The 16,866-nt window shown below is 73.2% G+C and carries 16 protein-coding genes; 6 read left to right on the top strand and 10 right to left on the bottom strand.

Going from position 1 to position 16,866, the window contains the following annotated elements; genetic code table 11:
- The first annotated feature begins 77 nt into the window (after positions 1-77).
- Together GA0070216_RS26350 and hutH are read left to right on the top strand one after the other, a co-directional pair.
- Complete coding sequence (locus GA0070216_RS26350; protein ID WP_091251705.1) at positions 78-1,313, top strand: amidohydrolase family protein; 1,236 nt, start codon at positions 78-80, stop codon at positions 1,311-1,313.
- A complete protein-coding gene (gene hutH, locus GA0070216_RS26345) occupies positions 1,301-2,839 on the top strand; it encodes a histidine ammonia-lyase (protein ID WP_091251613.1) in 1,539 nt (512 codons plus the stop codon). Before GA0070216_RS26350 ends, hutH begins: the two co-directional genes overlap by 13 nt.
- 394 nt (positions 2,840-3,233) lie before the next feature.
- Here the strand turns inward: hutH and rdgB are convergent, their stop codons facing one another.
- From rdgB to GA0070216_RS26300, 9 genes are all read right to left on the bottom strand, one after another.
- Positions 3,234-3,848 carry an RdgB/HAM1 family non-canonical purine NTP pyrophosphatase gene (gene rdgB, locus GA0070216_RS26340; protein ID WP_091251610.1) on the bottom strand — a complete coding sequence of 205 codons (615 nt, stop codon included), beginning with the start codon at positions 3,846-3,848 and terminating at the stop codon, positions 3,234-3,236.
- The gene (rph, locus tag GA0070216_RS26335; RefSeq protein ID WP_091251607.1) at positions 3,845-4,573 is read right to left on the bottom strand and encodes a ribonuclease PH; all 729 of its coding nucleotides are present in this window, start codon (positions 4,571-4,573) and stop codon (positions 3,845-3,847) included. The genes rdgB and rph overlap by 4 nt, the downstream gene beginning before the upstream one ends.
- A gap of 53 nt (positions 4,574-4,626) precedes the next feature.
- On the bottom strand, positions 4,627-5,373 hold the full coding sequence (locus tag GA0070216_RS26330) for an MBL fold metallo-hydrolase (RefSeq protein ID WP_091251605.1): 747 nt from the start codon (positions 5,371-5,373) through the stop codon (positions 4,627-4,629).
- Between the two features lie 194 nt (positions 5,374-5,567).
- Positions 5,568-6,533, bottom strand: a complete 966-nt coding sequence (locus GA0070216_RS26325) for a PLP-dependent cysteine synthase family protein (RefSeq protein ID WP_091251602.1) — start codon at positions 6,531-6,533, stop codon at positions 5,568-5,570.
- A gap of 11 nt (positions 6,534-6,544) precedes the next feature.
- The gene (locus GA0070216_RS26320; protein ID WP_091251599.1) at positions 6,545-6,940 is read right to left on the bottom strand and encodes a MoaD/ThiS family protein; all 396 of its coding nucleotides are present in this window, start codon (positions 6,938-6,940) and stop codon (positions 6,545-6,547) included.
- A gap of 61 nt (positions 6,941-7,001) precedes the next feature.
- A complete protein-coding gene (locus tag GA0070216_RS26315) occupies positions 7,002-7,490 on the bottom strand; it encodes a M67 family metallopeptidase (RefSeq protein WP_091251597.1) in 489 nt (162 codons plus the stop codon).
- Positions 7,491-7,545: 55 nt separating this feature from the next.
- The gene (locus tag GA0070216_RS26310) at positions 7,546-8,040 is read right to left on the bottom strand and encodes a DUF2017 domain-containing protein (RefSeq protein ID WP_176739142.1); all 495 of its coding nucleotides are present in this window, start codon (positions 8,038-8,040) and stop codon (positions 7,546-7,548) included.
- Between the two features lie 61 nt (positions 8,041-8,101).
- Positions 8,102-8,392, bottom strand: a complete 291-nt coding sequence (clpS, locus tag GA0070216_RS26305; protein WP_091251593.1) for an ATP-dependent Clp protease adapter ClpS — start codon at positions 8,390-8,392, stop codon at positions 8,102-8,104.
- Between the two features lie 133 nt (positions 8,393-8,525).
- Positions 8,526-10,091 carry a P-loop NTPase family protein gene (locus GA0070216_RS26300; protein ID WP_091251590.1) on the bottom strand — a complete coding sequence of 522 codons (1,566 nt, stop codon included), beginning with the start codon at positions 10,089-10,091 and terminating at the stop codon, positions 8,526-8,528.
- Between the two features lie 196 nt (positions 10,092-10,287).
- Here GA0070216_RS26300 and GA0070216_RS26295 point away from each other — a divergent pair, with 196 nt between their 5' ends.
- From GA0070216_RS26295 to GA0070216_RS26280, 4 genes are all read left to right on the top strand, one after another.
- Positions 10,288-12,966 carry a helix-turn-helix transcriptional regulator gene (locus GA0070216_RS26295; protein ID WP_091251588.1) on the top strand — a complete coding sequence of 893 codons (2,679 nt, stop codon included), beginning with the start codon at positions 10,288-10,290 and terminating at the stop codon, positions 12,964-12,966.
- 16 nt (positions 12,967-12,982) lie between these two features.
- A complete protein-coding gene (locus GA0070216_RS26290) occupies positions 12,983-14,269 on the top strand; it encodes a nicotinate phosphoribosyltransferase (protein WP_091251586.1) in 1,287 nt (428 codons plus the stop codon).
- A gap of 70 nt (positions 14,270-14,339) precedes the next feature.
- Positions 14,340-14,921, top strand: coding sequence for an isochorismatase family protein (locus GA0070216_RS26285; RefSeq protein ID WP_091251584.1), 582 nt, complete (start codon positions 14,340-14,342; stop codon positions 14,919-14,921).
- Positions 14,922-14,985: 64 nt separating this feature from the next.
- Positions 14,986-16,206: an MFS transporter gene (locus GA0070216_RS26280; protein ID WP_091251582.1), complete on the top strand. Its 1,221-nt coding sequence runs from the start codon at positions 14,986-14,988 to the stop codon at positions 16,204-16,206.
- Between the two features lie 441 nt (positions 16,207-16,647).
- Here GA0070216_RS26280 and GA0070216_RS34735 read toward each other — a convergent pair whose 3' ends face one another.
- The gene (locus GA0070216_RS34735; protein ID WP_176739138.1) at positions 16,648-16,809 is read right to left on the bottom strand and encodes a hypothetical protein; all 162 of its coding nucleotides are present in this window, start codon (positions 16,807-16,809) and stop codon (positions 16,648-16,650) included.
- Between the last annotated feature and the right edge of the window lie 57 nt (positions 16,810-16,866).

The following is a 16,866-nucleotide window of genomic DNA, read 5'->3' as shown; positions in this document are numbered from 1 at the left end:
TGCAGTACCCGACGGCCGACGTGCGGGACCCCACGCCCGGCGCGCGGGGCGCAGCGGCCGGCGGCGGGAGGGGCGGCGTGAGCAGCCTGTTGGTCGACAACATCGGCGAGCTGGTCACCAACGTGCCGGCGGCCGGCGGCGACGGGCCGCTGGGCCTGCGGCGCGGGGTCGCCCTGCTGGTGGAGGCGGGTCGGGTCGTCTGGATCGGGCCGGCCCGCTATGCGCCGGCCGCCGACCGGCGGATCGACGCCGAGGGTGGCGCGGTGCTGCCCGGCTTCGTGGACAGCCACGCCCACCTGGTCTTCGCCGGGGACCGGGCGGCCGAGTTCGCGGCCCGGATGGCCGGCGAGCCGTACACCGGGGGTGGCATCCGGACCACGGTCGGCGCGACCCGGGCCGCCTCCGACGACGACCTGCGGGACACCGTGCACCGGCTGCGCGACGAGGCCATGCGGCAGGGCACCACCACCATGGAGATCAAGAGTGGGTACGGCCTGACCGTCGTCGACGAGGCCCGCTCGCTGCGGATCGCCGCCGAGGTGACCGCCGAGACCACCTTTCTCGGCGCGCACGTCGTCCCCGCCGAGTACGCGGGCCGGCCCGACGACTACGTGGGGCTGGTCTGCGGGCCGATGCTCACCGCCGCCGCGCCGTACGCCCGCTGGGTGGACGTCTTCTGCGAGCGGGGCGCCTTCGACGCCGACCACGCGCGGGCCATCCTCACCGTCGGGCAGTCCGCCGGGCTGGGCCTGCGGCTGCACGCCAACCAGCTCGGCCCGGGGCCGGGGGTGCGGCTCGGAGTCGAGCTGGGCGCGGCCAGCGTCGACCACTGCACCCACCTGTCCGACGCCGACGTCAACGCGCTCGCCGACTCGGCCACCGCCGACGGGTCGACCGCCGGGGACGGCTCGACCTCCGGGGACAGGCAGGCAGGCACCGTGGCGACCCTGCTGCCGGGGGCGGAGTTCTCCACCCGGTCGCCGTACCCGGACGCCCGGCGGCTGCTCGACGCGGGGGTGACCGTGGCGCTGGCCACCGACTGCAACCCCGGGTCGTCGTACACCTCGTCGATGCCGTTCTGCGTCGCGCTGGCCGTCCGCGAGATGCGGATGACCCCGGCGGAGGCGGTCTGGGCGGCGACGGCCGGCGGCGCACGGGCGTTGCGCCGCACCGACGTCGGGGTGCTGCGCCCCGGCGTACGCGCCGACCTGATGATCCTCGACGCCCCGTCCCACCTGCACCTGGCCTACCGGCCGGGTGTCCCACTGGTCCGCCAGGTCCTGCACAACGGAGTGCCGCAATGTCGACTGTGACCGTCCAGCCCACCGGTATCACCCCCGCCGACGTGCTCGCCGTGGCACGCGGCGACGCCCACGTCGTGCTCGCCCCGGCCGCCGTCGAGGCGATGATCACCAGCCGGTCCATCGTGGACGGCATCGAGGCCGACGGCCGCCCGGTGTACGGCGTCTCCACCGGGTTCGGGGCGCTGGCGAACACGTTCGTCGCCCCGCAGCGCCGGGCCGAGTTGCAGCACGCGCTGATCCGCTCGCACGCCGCCGGGATCGGTGCGCCGATGCCCCGCGAGGTGGTCCGGGCGATGATGCTGCTGCGGGTCCGCTCGCTGGCGCTGGGCCGCTCCGGGGTCCGGCCGCTGGTCGCCCAGGCGCTGGTCGACCTGCTCAACGCCGACGTCACCCCGTGGGTGCCGGAGCACGGCTCGCTCGGCGCGTCCGGTGACCTGGCCCCGCTGGCGCACTGCGCGCTGGTGCTGCTCGGCGAGGGGTGGGTACGCGGCCCGGCCGGCGAGCAGGTCGACGCCGCCGACGCGTTGCGGGCAGCCGGGCTGGCTCCGATCGCGCTGGCCGCCAAGGAGGGGCTGGCGCTGATCAACGGCACCGACGGCATGCTCGGCATGCTGCTGCTGGCCGTCGCGGACGCCCGGCACCTGTTCGCCATGGCCGACGTGACCGCCGCGCTGGCCATCGAGGCGATGCTCGGCTCGGAACGGCCGTTCCTGCCCGAGCTGCACGCCATCCGGCCGCACCCGGGGCAGGCCGCCTCGGCGGCGAACATCCACCGGCTGCTCCAGGACTCACGGGTGATGGACTCGCACCGCGACGACCTGGCGCACGCCGTGCAGGACGCGTACTCGATGCGGTGCGCCCCGCAGGTGGCCGGCGCGGCCCGGGACACCCTCGACTTCGTCGAGACGGTGGCCGGCCGGGAGCTGGTCTCGGTGGTGGACAACCCGGTGGTGCTGCCGGACGGCCGGGTCGAGTCGACCGGCAACTTCCACGGCGCCCCGCTCGGCTTCGCCGCCGACTACCTGGCCATCGCCGCCGCCGAGGTGGGGGCGATCGCCGAACGCCGGGTGGACCGGCTGCTCGACGTGACCCGTAACCGGGACCTGCCGGCATTCCTGTCCCCCGACGCCGGGGTGAACTCCGGGCTGATGATCGCCCAGTACACGGCCGCCGGGATCGTCGCGGAGAACCGTCGGCTGGCCGCGCCCGCCTCGGTCGACTCGCTGCCGACCAGTGGCATGCAGGAGGACCACGTCTCGATGGGCTGGGCGGGGGCCAAGAAGCTGCGCACCGTGCTGGACAACCTGACCAGCCTGCTCGCCGTGGAGCTGCTGTCGGCCGTCCGGGGCCTGCAACTGCGCGCGCCGCTGACGCCGTCGCCGGCGGGACGGGCAGCACTGGACGCGCTCGGCCCGGCGGCCGGCACGCCCGGCCCGGACGTCTTCCTCGCCCCGGTGCTGGCGGCGGCCCGGTCGGTGCTGGCCGGCCCGGACCTGCGCGCCGCCATCGAACGGCAGATCGGGCCGCTGAGCTGACACTGACGGGACCGTAGCGTTCAGTAGTCAAGGCCGACTCGCCGCGACAGGCTACCGAGCGTGAGCAAACTCCCGAGAGCCACCACCCCGGTGCAGACCCTTTGCTCTGCTGCCACTGACGCGACAGTCGCTTGAACAGCAACAACCCATACGCAAATTCCAAGGACAGTAATTCCGGCGAACACTCCGTGTGTCTGTCGCCTGGGGAGCAGCAGAGCAAAGGATGTCGGGTGGAGATGTGGGGGCCTAACCGAGACTACTTTCGGTGACTGGTCACGGCGCCGTTCCTTACTCGACGGCCGGGCGTCGTCGCGTATCCCGGCGACGATGAGTCGGTCGACGGCCGGGCGTCGTCGCATACGCCCGCAGGGCGACGGGTCGGTCGACGGCTGGCTCAGCTGGCGGGGAGCACCTTGGCGGCCAGCTTCGCCAGCTCGCGCAACGCCTTGCCCCGGTGGCTGATCGCGTCCTTCTCCTGCGGGGTCAGCTCCGCGTTGGTGCGGTCCTGGCCGTCACCGAGGAAGATCGGGTCGTACCCGAAGCCGCCGTCGCCGCGCGGGGCGCGCAGCAGCCGGCCGGGCTGACGGCCGTCGACCAGGTGCTCCTTGCCGCCGGGCAGCACCAACGCGACGGTGCAGACGAAGGCCGCGCCCCGGTGCGCGTCGGGCAGGTCGGCGATCTGGTCCAGCACCAACTGGAGGTTGGCCCGGTCGTCGCCGTGCCGCCCGGCCCAGCGGGCACTGAACACCCCCGGCATGCCGTTGAGCGCGTCGACCGCGATGCCGGAGTCGTCGGCGATGGTGGGCAGGCCGGTCCGCCGGCACCCCTCCCGCGCCTTGATCAGGGCGTTCTCACCGAAGGTGAGGCCGGTCTCCGGCAGCTCCGGGTACTCCTCGACGTCGTCCAGCCCCAGCAGGGCGATCCGGTGCGCGCCGAGCGCGCCGTCGAGGATGCGCTGGAGCTCCACCAGCTTCTTACGGTTACGGGTGGCGAGCAGGACCTTGTTCATGATGCGAGCGCCTTCCGCTGGGCCTCGGCCAGTTCCAGACAGCCCAACGACGCGACGTCCAGCAACGCGTCGAGCTGCGCCCGGGAGAAGACCCCGTCCTCGCCCGTGCCCTGCACCTCGACGAAGTCGCCGTCGCCGGTGCAGACGACGTTCATGTCCACCTCGGCCGCCACGTCCTCGACGTAGCAGAGGTCCAGCAGCGGCTCACCGGCGACGATCCCGACGCTGACCGCGGCCACCGACCGGTGCATCACCTTCTCCGGCTTGCCGGCCAGCGACTTGCGGGCGGCCAGCCAGCTCACCGCGTCGTACAGGGCGACGTACGCGCCGGTGATCGAGGCGGTACGGGTGCCGCCGTCGGCCTGGAGCACGTCGCAGTCGAGCACGATCGAGTTCTCTCCGAGCGCCTTCAGGTCGACGCAGGCGCGCAGGCTGCGGCCGATCAGCCGGGAGATCTCGTGGGTCCGCCCACCGATCTTGCCGCGGACGCTCTCCCGGTCGGAGCGGGTGTTGGTCGCCCGGGGCAGCATCGCGTACTCGGCGGTCACCCAGCCGAGCCCGGAGCCCTTGCGCCAACGGGGCACACCCTCGGTGACGCTGGCGGTGCAGAGCACCCGGGTGCCCCCGAACTCGACGAGCACCGAGCCCTCCGGGTGGGTGCTCCAGCCCCGGGTCAACGTCACCGGTCGGAGTTGGTCGGGTCGCCGCCCGTCAGGTCGTGCCATCCCTGCACCCTATGCGGTCGCATGATCGGCGCATGCCCGGGTGCCCGGTGTGCTCAGATGTCGTAGGTGGCGCCGGCCCGGACGACTTCCAGCGGCCCGGTGAACGCCCCGGCCGCCGAGGCGAGGGTGTGCGCCTCGCTGCCCCAGGCCACCACCAGGTGGGTCAGCAGCAGCCGGCCCACCCCGGCCTTGGTGGCTGTCTCGCCGGCCTCCCGGCCGGTGAGGTGCAGGTCCGGCGGGTTGTCCACCCCGTCGAGGTAGCTGGCCTCACACAGGAAGACGTCGGCGTCCTGGGCGAGTCGCAGCAGCGCGTCGCAGGGGGCGGTGTCCGAGGAGTAGCAGAGCACCCGGCCCTCGTGCTCCAACCGCACCCCGTAGGTCTCGACGGGATGGTTCACCCGGTCGACGGTGACGGTGAACGGGCCGATCGGGAAGGTCCCCGGTCGGAGGCCGTAGAACTGGTAGACGTCCTCGACGCTGCTGTCGTCCTGGCCGTAGGCGGTGGCGAGCCGGTCCGGGGCACCCGGCGGCGCGTATACCGGAAGCGGCGGGTACGGGCCGTCCGGGGCGTACCGCCGGACCACCACGTACGACGCGGCGTCGAGGATGTGGTCGCAGTGCAGGTGGCTCAGGAGGATGGCGTCGGGGGCGTGCAGGCCGGCGTAGCGCTGCAGGGTGGACAGCGAGCCCGGCCCGAAGTCGACCAGCAGGCGGAAACCCTGTGCCTCGACGAGGTAGGCGGAGCAGGGGGACTCGGGACCGGGGAAGCTCCCCGCGCAGCCCAGGACGGTCAGCCGCATCCGGTCGCCCCACGATTACTGTGAGTAGTCGACACGCCGGGGTCAGCAGCGCTGATGATCTCAACCGACGCGTACGCCACGCTGCGCAGCCTACGCGCAGCTACGGCAGGGCAAGAATCATCTTCTGGAAGTTGTCATCAACGCGACACCCACGGGGCCGGCCGACGGTCCGTCGGCCGGCCCACCCGGTGGGGTCAGGCCCAGAGCTGCCCCTCCAGGGCGCCCTCGGCGTCGGCGAGGGTGCCGCCGTACGCCCCGGTGGAGAGGTACTTCCAACCGCCGTCGCAGACCACGAAGGCGACGTCGGCCCGTCGACCGTCCCGCACCGCCTCGTGCGCCACGGCCAGGGCGGCGTGCAGGATCGCCCCGGTGGAGAAGCCGGCGAAGATCCCCTCCACCTCCACCAACTGCCGGGTACGCAGCACCGCGTCCCTGGTGCCGACGGAGAAGCGGCGGTTGAGCACCGTCGCGTCGTACAACTCGGGGACGTAACCCTCGTCGATGTTGCGCAGGCCGTAGACCAGCTCGCCGTAGCGCGGCTCGGCCGCCACCACCTGGATGCCCTCGACCTTTTCCCGCAGGAACCGCCCGGTGCCCATCAGGGTGCCGGTGGTGCCCAGGCCCGCCACGAAGTGCGTGATGGTGGGCAGGTCGTGCAGCAGCTCAGGCCCGGTGGTCTCGTAGTGCGCCCGCGCGTTGGCCTCGTTGCCGTACTGGTAGAGCATCACCCAGTCCGGATGATCGGCCGAGATCTGCTTCGCGGTGGCGACCGCCTGGTTCGAGCCACCCGCCGCCGGCGAGAAGATGATCTCCGCACCGTACATCCGGAGCAGCTGAATCCGCTCGGTGGAGACGTTCTCCGGCATCACGCAGACCAGCCGGTAGCCGCGCAGCTTGGCCACCATGGCCAGCGAGATACCGGTGTTGCCGCTGGTCGGCTCCAGGATGGTGTCCCCCGGGCGGAGGCGGCCGGCCTGCTCCGCCGCGCGGACCATGAACAGGGCCGCGCGGTCCTTGATGCTGCCGGTCGGGTTCCGGTCCTCCAGCTTCGCCCAGAGCCGCACCGGCGGCGCCCCGTCGGGCACCGTCGGCGAGAGCCGGGGCAACCCCACCAGGGGGGTGCCGCCGCAGGCGTCGAGCAGGCTGTCGTACCGCGCCATGACGCCCGCCCTCAGCGGGGGGCGACGGCCGCGCGCCGAGCCGCCACCGACGCGGCGGTCGCTCGGCGCTGGCTGAACGCCGCGGTGGCGGCACGGTGCTGGCTGATCGCCGCAGCGGCGGCGAAGCCGAACGCCCCACCGGCGACTGCCGGCAGCACGGTCACGCTGTCGCCGTCGCTGAGCTTGGCGTCCAGCGCGCCCAGGAACCGGACGTCCTCGTCGTTGACGTAGACGTTGACGAAACGGTGCAGCGCACCGGCGTCGGTGACCAGCCGGGCCTTCAGGCCGGCGTGCCGGGAGTCCAGGTCGGTGAGCAGGTCGTTCAGGGTGTCCCCGGCGCCCTCGACGACCTTCGCGCCGCCGGTGTAGCTGCGCAGGATGGTGGGGATGCGAACCTCGATGGCCATGACGTACTCCTTGATCGGGTGTGCCTCGGTGCCGGACGGGAAGGGTGCGCGGAGCTGAAGGTCAGCTACCGGAACACTCGTAGTCGACCGTCGCCGGGCTCTGCCCGAACATGTAGGACTGGACCGCGTGCGGGTCCACCCCGGCGTCCACGATCCGCACCGGCTCCTCGGTCACCACGCCGTCGACGATCCGGAAGGACCGGATCTCCTCGGTGTCCGGCTCGCGGGTGGAGACCAGCACGTAGTGCGCGCCCGGCTCACCGGCGAAGGCGACGTCCGTCCGGGACGGGTACGCCTCGGTGGCCGTGTGCGAGTGGTAGATGACGACCGGTTCCTCGTCGCGGTCGTCCATCTCCCGCCACACCCGCAACTGCTCCATCGAGTCGAACTCGTAGAACGTCATCGAGCGGGCCGCGTTGTCCATCGGGATGTGCCGGGTCGGGGTGTCGCCGCCGACGGGTCCGGCGACCACCCCACACGCCTCGTCCGGGTGGTCCCGGCGCGCGTGGGCGACGATCGCCTCGACGATCGACCGGTCGATGCTCAGCACGTCGACCAGCCTAGCCCCCGTCTGCCGGAACCGGCGAGGCGGTGACCGTCACAGTTCAGTCGATCAAGGCGTTGAGCAGGGATTCCTGGAGATAACCCAGATAGGCGTAGACCGACAGTTGGAACACCCGGGACGAGGTCGGGTCCTCAGCGACCGCGTCGTCGAGCTCCTCGCCCAGGTCGGTGCCGTCCTTGATCTCCAACCGGACGCCCATCGCGAGCCGGGCGTCGTTGAGCGCCCGCAACCACGCCTCGGCCGCCTCGGCGTCCAGCCGCACCTCGCCCCCCGCGGAGTCGGGCAGCGCGGCCAGCACCGCGCCGGCCTGGTCGATCTTGGCGGTCTTCAGGTCGCCCTCGGTGTAACGGCGGAACTCCGCCGTACCGGCCGGATCGTCCGGGTAGGCGTCGGGGAAGAGCCGGCCGACGACCGGGTCGGTGTGGTCGAAGCCGTCGGTGAGCAGACCGACCACCTCACTGGCGACCTTGCGCAGCACCCGGACCTCGTCCACGGCGAAGGTCGCCACGTAACGGCCGCCCTGGCGACGGAACATGCTCACCGTTTCGCCTCCGTTCGCGACTGCGGGGCTCGCAACACCGGCTCACTCCTCGCGCTCACGACCGGTCCACCGTTGCCCAGAGGCCGTACGCGTGCAACTGCGACGCGTCGTGCTCCATCCGCTCCCGGGCGCCGCTGGACACCACGGCCCGACCCTTGTGGTGCACGTCCAGCATCAACTTCTCGGCCTTCTCCCGGCTGTAACCGAACAGCTTCTGGAAGACCCAGGTCACGTACGTCATGAGGTTGACCGGATCGTCCCAGACGATCGTCACCCACTGCCGGTCCGCGACCGGCACCTCGTCGGTGTCCGGCGTCTCGACCGGTGCAACCTGTGGAGCCGCCATGCCCCCCATCGTGCCACCGGAAGTGGCGATCCGATGAACCGGAACGCCGGGGCGGCGTGGATCACCCTCCCGAGCTGCGGAAACCGGGCAGGGTACGGACACGGCGGGAATACGCACGGGGACCCTCGGCGGCTCAGGCGAGCAGGATGCCGTGGTCGAGGGCGTCGGAGAGGACCCCGTCGAGCGAGAGCCGCAGCGCCTCGAACCGCCGGGTCACCTCACGGGACACCTCCAACTCGACCTCCCGCAGCGCCCGTTGCGCCCAGGACCGGGCGGCGTTCGAATCGTCGTTGCCGGGGCTGCGCCAGTGCTGCCAGCACCCGCCGGAGAGGGCGATCCCGATCGGCGGCAGCACCTCGGCACGCAACGCGCCGGGATGACCGGGCAACGCGTCCAACGCGCCTGCCCCGGGCAGCAGCGCCACCCCGGCGGTTCTGGTGACCAGGAGCACCCGGTCCAGCTCCCGACCGGACGGATGGTCGGCCAGCCCCCACCGGACGGCGGCGCCGATCCGGTGGCGCACCCCCTCGGGCAGCGGTGCGCCGAAGACCTGGGCGGCGGCACCCTCGATGATCTCCCGGGCGGCCCGGTCCTGCTGGTCGGTGGCGAGCAGGGAAAGCGCCTCCAGCTCCCGGTCGAGCAGTTGCGGCAGGCCCGCGCAGCCCACCCCGAAGACGATCTCCTGAACGGCGCGCAGGTGGATGGCGGCCAGTTCGAGGGCGAGGTGCTGACCGACAGCACGGGCGCAGGCCCGGGTCTGCCGCTCCAACCGGTCGGCCCAGTCGTCGCCGGGCGGGTCGGCGACCACCGGCACCCGCCCGTGCGTGCCGGGTGGCTCGGGCGACCGGGAACTCGCCCGGCGCAGCCCCTCGGCGGCGGCCCAGCCGACCAGCGCCCGGCGCAGCGCCGGGTGCTCGCCCCGGTGCACCGGAAACCAGTCGGCCCCGGCCAGCGCCGGCACCGTGGCCAGCAGCGTGGCCCGGTGCGCCGCGACGGTCACCGCCACCGGGTCGACCGGCGGGCCGACGGCGGGCCTGACCGGGGGCGGCGGGACGGACACCCCCGTGCCGTCCGTCGCCACCGCCTCCGATGCCTCCCAGCCGCCCGCTCCGGGGGTGACCACGAAGAGGACCCGCACCGACGCGCGGGCCACCTCGGCGAGCAGGTGCAGCTCGGCGGCGGTGAGGGTCTGGTCGGCGCCGATCACGAAGAGCAGCGCGCCGGACCGGACCACCGCGTCCAGCAGGACCCGCCCGCCGGCCACGCCCAGGGTGTCGGTGTCCGGCGTGTCGAGCACGGCGAAGTGCCGCAGCAGCGGCTCCGGCAGGCTCAACTCCACCCGGCGCGGTGCCCGGGCCAGCGCCGGACCGGCCGCCGCCTGGTCTGCGCCGTAGGAATGGGGCTGGCGGTAGCCGGGCACGTACGCCGCCCGGGTGGCGACCCGGGCGTGCCGGACCAGCAGGCAACTGCCCGCCGGCACGACGAGCATCCCGGAGGGAATGGCGAGCAGCGCGGCGAGCACCTCGCGGCGGGCCGCTCCGGCGGGGCCTGCGGCGACCACGGTGAGCGGTTCGTCGGGGTGGACTTCGGCGGCCCGGAGGTGGTGCGGGAACGGGCCCCGACGGGGCGGCCCGGCGGTACCGGAATCGTCGGACGGGTCGTCGGTCATGTCGACCCCGGGGAGTGGTCCGGGCTTCATGCGGCCTCCGCTTGACGCAGGCGACGGTCTGCACCCGCGTAGGACGTCAGATCGGTGACGTTTGGCTGACGGAAGGTTACGGGGCGCACCCGGTTCCGCCGGAACATCTCGGATACTCAGCGGCAACTGCGACATTACTCAACTTCACAGCGTGACCAGGTACCTCCGGACCGATTTACATCGATATGCTGCTCGGATGAGTCGGTGGAGTTTCGTCGGCCGAACGGATGAACTCACCCGTCTGTTGGCAGCGGTGCACGAGGGCCAGGGGCACGGGCTCTTCCTCAGCGGCAGCGCGGGCATCGGCAAGAGCCGGTTGCTGCGCGAGGGAGTGGCCGCACTGCCCACCGACCGGTACGCGCTGTCGTTCGTCGCGGCCAGCACCGCCACCGCGGCACTGCCCTTCGGCGGGCTCGCCCCGGTGCTGCCGGCCGAGCAACCGCCGGGCCTCTCCCCCGCCGGCGTGCTCCGCTGGGGGGTCGAGGTGCTCCAGGAGCAGGCGGCCGGGCGGCGCATCGTGCTCGCCATCGACGACGCCCACCTGCTCGATCCGCCCTCGGCGGCGCTGGTCCACCTGCTCGCCCGCGCCGAGAACACCACGGTGCTGGGGACGCTGCGCAGCGGCGAGCAGATCCCGCTGCCCATCCGCGCACTGTGGACCGACGATCTGGTCGCGCACGCCGAACTGGCCCCGCTCGGCCCGCGCGAGACCACCGGTCTGCTCGCCGCCATCCTGGCCGGGCCGGTCGACGCCGGTTCCGCCGAACGGCTGTTCCGGCTCTCCGCCGGCAATCCGCTGCTGTTGCGGGAGCTGGTGCTGGCCGCTGCCACCGGCGGCGAACTGGTCCGCACCTACGGGGTGTGGCGGTGGACCGGGCGGCTGGAGCTGGCCCCCAGCCTCACCGACCTCATCGACACCCGGATCGGGCAGTTGGAACCCGGCGTCCGGGCGGTGGTGGAGCTGGTCGCCTTCGGCGAACCGCTCGGCCTGCGGCTGCTCGACCAGGCCGCCGACCAGGCCGACGTGGAGGTCGCCGAGGAACGCGGCCTGATCACCGTCGTGCCGGACGACCGGCGGGTCGACGTCCGACTCGCCCACCCGCTCTACGGCGAGGTGATCCGCCGACGCTGCCCGGTCAGCCGGACCCGCCGCCTCAAGGCCCAGCTCGCCGAACGGTTGGAACTGGTCGGCACCCGCCGCCGGGGCGACCTGCTGCGGGTCGCGGTGTGGCGGCTGGACTCCGGCACCGCCCAGGACCCGGCCCTACTGCTGCACGCGGCCGTCCAGGCGTTCACCCGGTACGACGTGCCGCTGGCCACCCGACTGGCCCGCGCGGCCCTCGACGCCGACGGCGGTTACGACGCCGCCGAACTTCTCGCCACCATCCTGATGTTCGGCGACCGGCCGGCGGAGGCGATCGGGGTGCTCGACGCGGTGGCCGGTGACATCGCCTGCGAGCAGCGCCGCAGCCGGTGGCTGACCGTACGCGGGATGGTCAGCTACTGGGGGCTGAGCGACGAGTCCACGGTGGACACGATCGCGGCGGCCGGGCAGTCCCTGAGCGATCCCGGGCACCAGGCCCGGGTCCGCGCCTTCGAGGCGATCATGCGGTTGCACGGCCTGGACGTCGACGCCGCGCTGCGACTCGGCCGGTCGGTGCTGGACCGGCCGGCAGCCAGCGTCGCGGCCCGGGAACTCGCCCGGTCCACGATCGCCCATGCCGACGCGGTGCGCGGCCGGTTCCGGGCCAGCGCCACGGCGATCGACCGGGTGCAGGCGGAGGCGGCAAACTGGCGGGTCGACATGCCGTACCTGCAACTGGCCATGGAGCTGGCCCGGGGCACCCGGCTGGCGCTCTCCGGAGACCTGGCCGGCATCGACGCCATCGCGGCCGACGAATTCGCCGACCAGGCCGGCGCCGGGGACTTCCGGCTCGGCACCGGCTACCTGTCCATCCTCCAGGCGTACGCGGCGCGGCTGCGCGGTCGTGGCGACGACGCGCTCAAGGCCAGCCTCGACGCCTGCGCCGTGCTCGCCACCAGCCGGGTCTTCGCGGGCCTGGCCCACGCCGAGCGGGCCCAGGCGGCGGTGTTGCGCGGTGACGTGGCGACCGCGGTGGCGGCGATGGCCGAGGCCGATCGGACCCAGACCCCCGGGATGGCGGTGCTCCAACCCTGGCTGGAGCAGGCCCGGGGCGCGGTGCTGGTGGCCGGGGGCGACCTGCCCGGGGCGACGAGGCACCTCTGCGAGTTGGCCGACCGGCTGCGCGCCGACGGCTTCGCCGGGCACGAGGTGCTGGTCCTGCACGACCTGGTCCGGCTCGGCCAGGCCGCCGCCCCGGTCGGGCCGACCTGCACCGACGGCAACCGGCGTACGGTGGCGCAGCGGCTGGCGGAACTCTCCGAGACCGTCGACGGGGTGCTGACGCCGCTGCTCGCCCGGCATGCGCGAGCAGCGGCCGAGCGGGACGGGGCGGCCCTGCTGGAGGTGGCCGACGAATTCGCGAAACTCGACCTGACGGTCTGGGCGGTGGACGCCACGGCGATGGCGCTGCGTGGGTGGCGGCGGGACCGGTCGACGTCCGCCGCCGCCGCGCACGAACGGCTCGCCGCCCTGCTCACCCGCTGCGACCAGATCCGCACCCCGGCGCTGGACGGGCTACGCCCCACACTGAGCGACCGGGAGTTGGAGATCGCCGGTCTCGCCGCCGCCGGGGTGACCAGCCGGGCCATCGCGGGTCAACTGTTCCTGTCGCCCCGGACGGTGGAGAACCATCTCCAGCGGGTCTACAGCAAGCTCGGCATCACCGGTCGCGGTGAGCTGGGCGCGGCGTTGCGGTCGATCCCGGGCCACGACGGCGGCCGGACCCGATGAACTCTAGGCTGGGCTGGTGAGCCACCTTCGCCCCGCCCTGCTGACCGACCACTACGAGCTGACCATGGTCAGTGCCGCCCTGCGGGACGGCACCGCCGACCGCCGGTGCACCTTCGAGGTGTTCAGCCGGCGGCTGCCCACCGGACGCCGGTACGGGGTGGTCGCGGGGACCGGCCGGCTGATCGACGTGATCAAGGATTTCCGGTTCACCCCGGAGGAGGTCGAGTTCCTGCTCCGGACCGGGGTGGTGGACGAGCCGGCCGCCCGGTGGCTGGCCGACTACCGCTTCACCGGCGATATCGACGGGTACGCCGAGGGCGAACTGTTCTTCCCGGGCTCGCCGATCCTCACCGTCTCCGGGGGGTTCGCCGAGTGTGTGGTCCTGGAGACGCTGGTGCTGTCGGTGCTCAACCACGACTGCGCGGTGGCTGCGGCAGCCGCCCGGATGGTCACCGCAGCCCGGGGCCGGGCGCTGATCGAAATGGGTTCCCGGCGGGCCCACGAGGAGGCGGCGGTGGCCGCCGCGCGGGCGGCGTACCTGGCCGGGTTCCGGTTCACCTCCAACCTGGCGGCCGGCCAGCGCTACGGCATCCCCACCGCCGGTACCGCCGCCCACGCGTTCACCCTGCTGCACGACGACGAGCGGACGGCGTTCGCCTCGCAGGTCGCCACGTTGGGCCGGGACACCACGCTGCTGGTCGACACGTACGACATCAGCCAGGGCATCCGGACCGCCATCGAGGTGGCCGGGCCGCAACTGCGGGCGGTCCGGATCGACTCCGGCGACCTCGCGGTCATCGCCCAGCAGTCCCGGGAGCTGCTCGACTCGCTCGGCGCCACCGAGACCAAGATCATCGTGTCGGGTGACCTCGACGAGTACGCCATCGCCGCGCTCGCCGCCGAACCGGTCGACATGTACGGCGCGGGCACGGCCGTGGTCACCGGCTCCGGCGCACCCACCGCCAGCCTGGTCTACAAGCTGGTCGAGGTGGACGGGCGGCCGGTGGTCAAGCGGTCCGAGAACAAGGGCACCATCGGCGGCCGGAAGGTCGCGGTGCGCCGGCACAAGCCCACCGGCACCGCGACCGAGGAGGTCGTCGTCTCGCAGGGGGTGCCGGACCGGCAGGCCAACGACCGGCTGCTCCAGCACTCGTTCGTGGTCGACGGTGAACCGGTCGCCCTGCCGAGCATCGCCGAGTCCCGCGAACACCTGCGCCAGTGCCTGATCTCCATCCCGTGGGAGGGGTTGAAGCTCTCCGCGGGCGATCCGGCGATCCCGGTCACCGTCGTACCGGCAGGTTGAGTATTCCTGGCAGGCTGGGGCGTACCAGCCGGCTGAATCGTGCTGGCGAGCGGGGAGGAAGGGGACACCGATGGCCAACGCGCTGATCATCGTGGACGTGCAGAACGATTTCTGCGAGGGCGGGTCACTCGCCGTCGCCGGGGGTGCGGGGGTCGCCGCCGGCATCTCCGGACTGTTGGCGGACGAGCCGCAGCGGTGGGACCACGTGGTCGCCACGAAGGACTACCACGTCGACCCGGGGGCGCACTTCGGTGATCCGCCGGACTACGTCGAGTCGTGGCCCCGGCATTGCGTGGTCGGCACCTCGGGCAGCGAGTTCCACCCCGGCCTGGCGACCGACCGGGTCGAGGCGATCTTCCACAAGGGCGAGCACGCCGCCGCGTACTCCGGGTTCGAGGGGCACGCCGGCGACGGTGAGTGCCTGGCCGACTGGCTGCGCCGGCACGACGTGGACCGGGTCGACGTGGTCGGCATCGCCACCGACCACTGCGTGCGGGCCACCGCCCTGGACGCCGCGCGGGAGGGCTTCGCCACCACCGTGCTGCTCGACCTGACGGCGGCGGTCGCGCCGGCGACGCTGGACGTGGCGCTGCGGGCGATGGACGGTGCCGGGGTCACCATGCACGGTGCGCCGGTGATCAACGCCGCATGAGCCGGTAATCACTTGCCGATGTCGTACCCCCGGTCGAGGATGACCGCCGGAGGTACGGAGCATCATGACGTTGACGCCTTACCGGCAGGCCCTGGCCCAGCCCGGTCTGCGGGCCCTGCTGCTGGTGGCGGTGCTGGCCCGCATCCCGCTCACCGCGACGGGGGTGACGCTCACCTTCTTCGTGGTGCTGGAGCTGGGCCGGGGTTACGGTGCCGCCGGCCTGGTCGGTGCCGCGTCGGTCGCCGGCGCGGCCATCGGTTCACCCCTGCTCGGCCGGTTGGTGGACCGGCGCGGCCTGCGTCCGGTGGTCGCGGTGACCACCGCCGTCGAGGCGGTCTTCTGGGCGAGCGCCCCGACGTTGAGCCTGCCGCTGCTGCTGCCCGCCGCGTTCGTGGCCGGGTTGTTCGCGCTGCCGGTCTTCTCGGTCATCCGGCAGTCGATCGCCGCGCTGGTGCCGGCGTCCCGCCGACGCCCCGCATACGCGCTGGACTCGATGTCGATGGAGCTGTCCTTCATGATCGGGCCGGCGCTGGCCGTGGCGCTGGCCACCGCCGTCTCCCCCCGGGTCACCCTCTGGGCGGTCGGCGCGGGCATCGTCGGCGCCGGCATCGCCCTCTGGCTGCTCAACCCGCCGACCCGCGGCGCCGAGGAGCCGGCCGGCCCGCAGCCCCGGGTGCCCCGGCGGCAGTGGTTGACCAGCCGCCTGCTCGCCGTGTTCGCGGTGAGCGCCGCCGCCACGCTGGTGCTCGGCGGCACCGACGTGGCGGTGGTGGCCGTGCTGCGGGCGGGTGGCGAGGTCGGCTGGACCGGTGCGGTGCTCACCGTCTGGGCGGTCGCGTCGCTGATCGGCGGCTTCGCGTACGGCGCGGTCCGCCGGTCCTTTTCTCCGTTGGCCCTGGCCGCCCTGCTCAGCCTCTGCACCATCCCGGTCGGGTTGGGCGGCGGTCACTGGTGGCTGCTCTGCCTGGCCCTGCTCCCCGCCGGTGCGCTCTGCGCCCCCACCATCGCCGCCACCGCCGACGCGGTCAGCCGGCTCGCTCCCGCCGGTGTACGCGGTGAGGCGATGGGTCTACACGGCTCCGCCACCACGGTCGGCATCGCGCTCGGCGCTCCCCTGGCCGGCGCGGTGATCGACGCCTCGGTGCCGCTCTGGGGCTTCGCGGTCACCGGGGCGGTGGGGTTGCTGGTGACCCTCGTGGTCCTCCCGCTGGAACTGCGGCACCGCCGCTCGCCCGCCACCCCGGCACCCGACATGTCCACACCCGCACCGGCACCGACCGCGTGAGCCACCACCGCCCACCGCGGCCGGGCCGCGTCAGGGCGGCGGTGGGCCGTGGTCGGCGATACGCTGCCACGACAAGGAGATTGCCGCGATCATCGAGGCCAACCCCCATGGGTGCGCTCGGCATCGAGATTCTCCACCCGGGAGACACCGCCGTTCCCGATGGTGCGCGGGTCGTCACGAACCGACCCGCCGTCGCGAAACCGACCACCTCGCCGGCCAACTCCACGTCGACACCCTGCGCCGTGACCCCACACGTCTGCTGATGAGCCATATGCCTCAGCGTCAGAATTATGCTTCTGGGGCATAGAGCCGCGCCGAGAATGTGTCACCCGACGGGTTCCACAATCCAGCGGGAGGCCCGGCGAGGCGAGGGACGGCCGTTACACCGCTCGTCGCCCCACTTCGCGACGATCTCGCTCAGTTCATCAGTTCCTCAGCTCCTCAGCGAGGCTTGCGACGTCGCTGCGGGTCCTCAGCGAGGCTCGCGACGTCGCTGCGGGCGGCGTTGCGGTCCCGCTGGGTGCCGGCCCGGGACAGGGCGGCGCGCACCAGCACAGCGGGCAGGAAGCCGCGCACCAGCGCAACGGCCGGGAAGCCCTGCACCAGCGGAACCCGGGCGCTGCGCAAACGCGGATTCCGGCAGGCACAGAACAGCGACCG

Source organism: Micromonospora matsumotoense (assembly GCF_900091525.1).
Taxonomy (GTDB): Bacteria; Actinomycetota; Actinomycetes; order Mycobacteriales; family Micromonosporaceae; genus Micromonospora; species Micromonospora matsumotoensis.
Note: the sequence above shows the minus strand (reverse complement) of the source record. Positions and strands in the feature narration are given on the sequence as shown.

Excerpts from the sequence above, each read along its gene's own strand:
- GA0070216_RS26300 (WP_091251590.1), bottom strand. The coding sequence starts at position 10,091 with ATGAAGCCCGGACCACTCCCCGGGGTCGACATGACCGACGACCCGTCC.
- rph (WP_091251607.1), bottom strand. The coding sequence starts at position 4,573 with ATGGCACGACCTGACGGGCGGCGACCCGACCAACTCCGACCGGTGACG.
- hutH (WP_091251613.1), top strand. The coding sequence starts at position 1,301 with ATGTCGACTGTGACCGTCCAGCCCACCGGTATCACCCCCGCCGACGTG.
- GA0070216_RS26310 (WP_176739142.1), bottom strand. The coding sequence starts at position 8,040 with ATGTTCCGTCGCCAGGGCGGCCGTTACGTGGCGACCTTCGCCGTGGAC.
- GA0070216_RS26320 (WP_091251599.1), bottom strand. The coding sequence starts at position 6,940 with ATGGCCATCGAGGTTCGCATCCCCACCATCCTGCGCAGCTACACCGGC.
- GA0070216_RS26325 (WP_091251602.1), bottom strand. The coding sequence starts at position 6,533 with ATGGCGCGGTACGACAGCCTGCTCGACGCCTGCGGCGGCACCCCCCTG.
- GA0070216_RS26285 (WP_091251584.1), top strand. The coding sequence starts at position 14,340 with ATGGCCAACGCGCTGATCATCGTGGACGTGCAGAACGATTTCTGCGAG.
- clpS (WP_091251593.1), bottom strand. The coding sequence starts at position 8,392 with ATGGCGGCTCCACAGGTTGCACCGGTCGAGACGCCGGACACCGACGAG.
- GA0070216_RS26280 (WP_091251582.1), top strand. The coding sequence starts at position 14,986 with ATGACGTTGACGCCTTACCGGCAGGCCCTGGCCCAGCCCGGTCTGCGG.
- GA0070216_RS26295 (WP_091251588.1), top strand. The coding sequence starts at position 10,288 with ATGAGTCGGTGGAGTTTCGTCGGCCGAACGGATGAACTCACCCGTCTG.
- GA0070216_RS26330 (WP_091251605.1), bottom strand. The coding sequence starts at position 5,373 with ATGCGGCTGACCGTCCTGGGCTGCGCGGGGAGCTTCCCCGGTCCCGAG.
- rdgB (WP_091251610.1), bottom strand. The coding sequence starts at position 3,848 with ATGAACAAGGTCCTGCTCGCCACCCGTAACCGTAAGAAGCTGGTGGAG.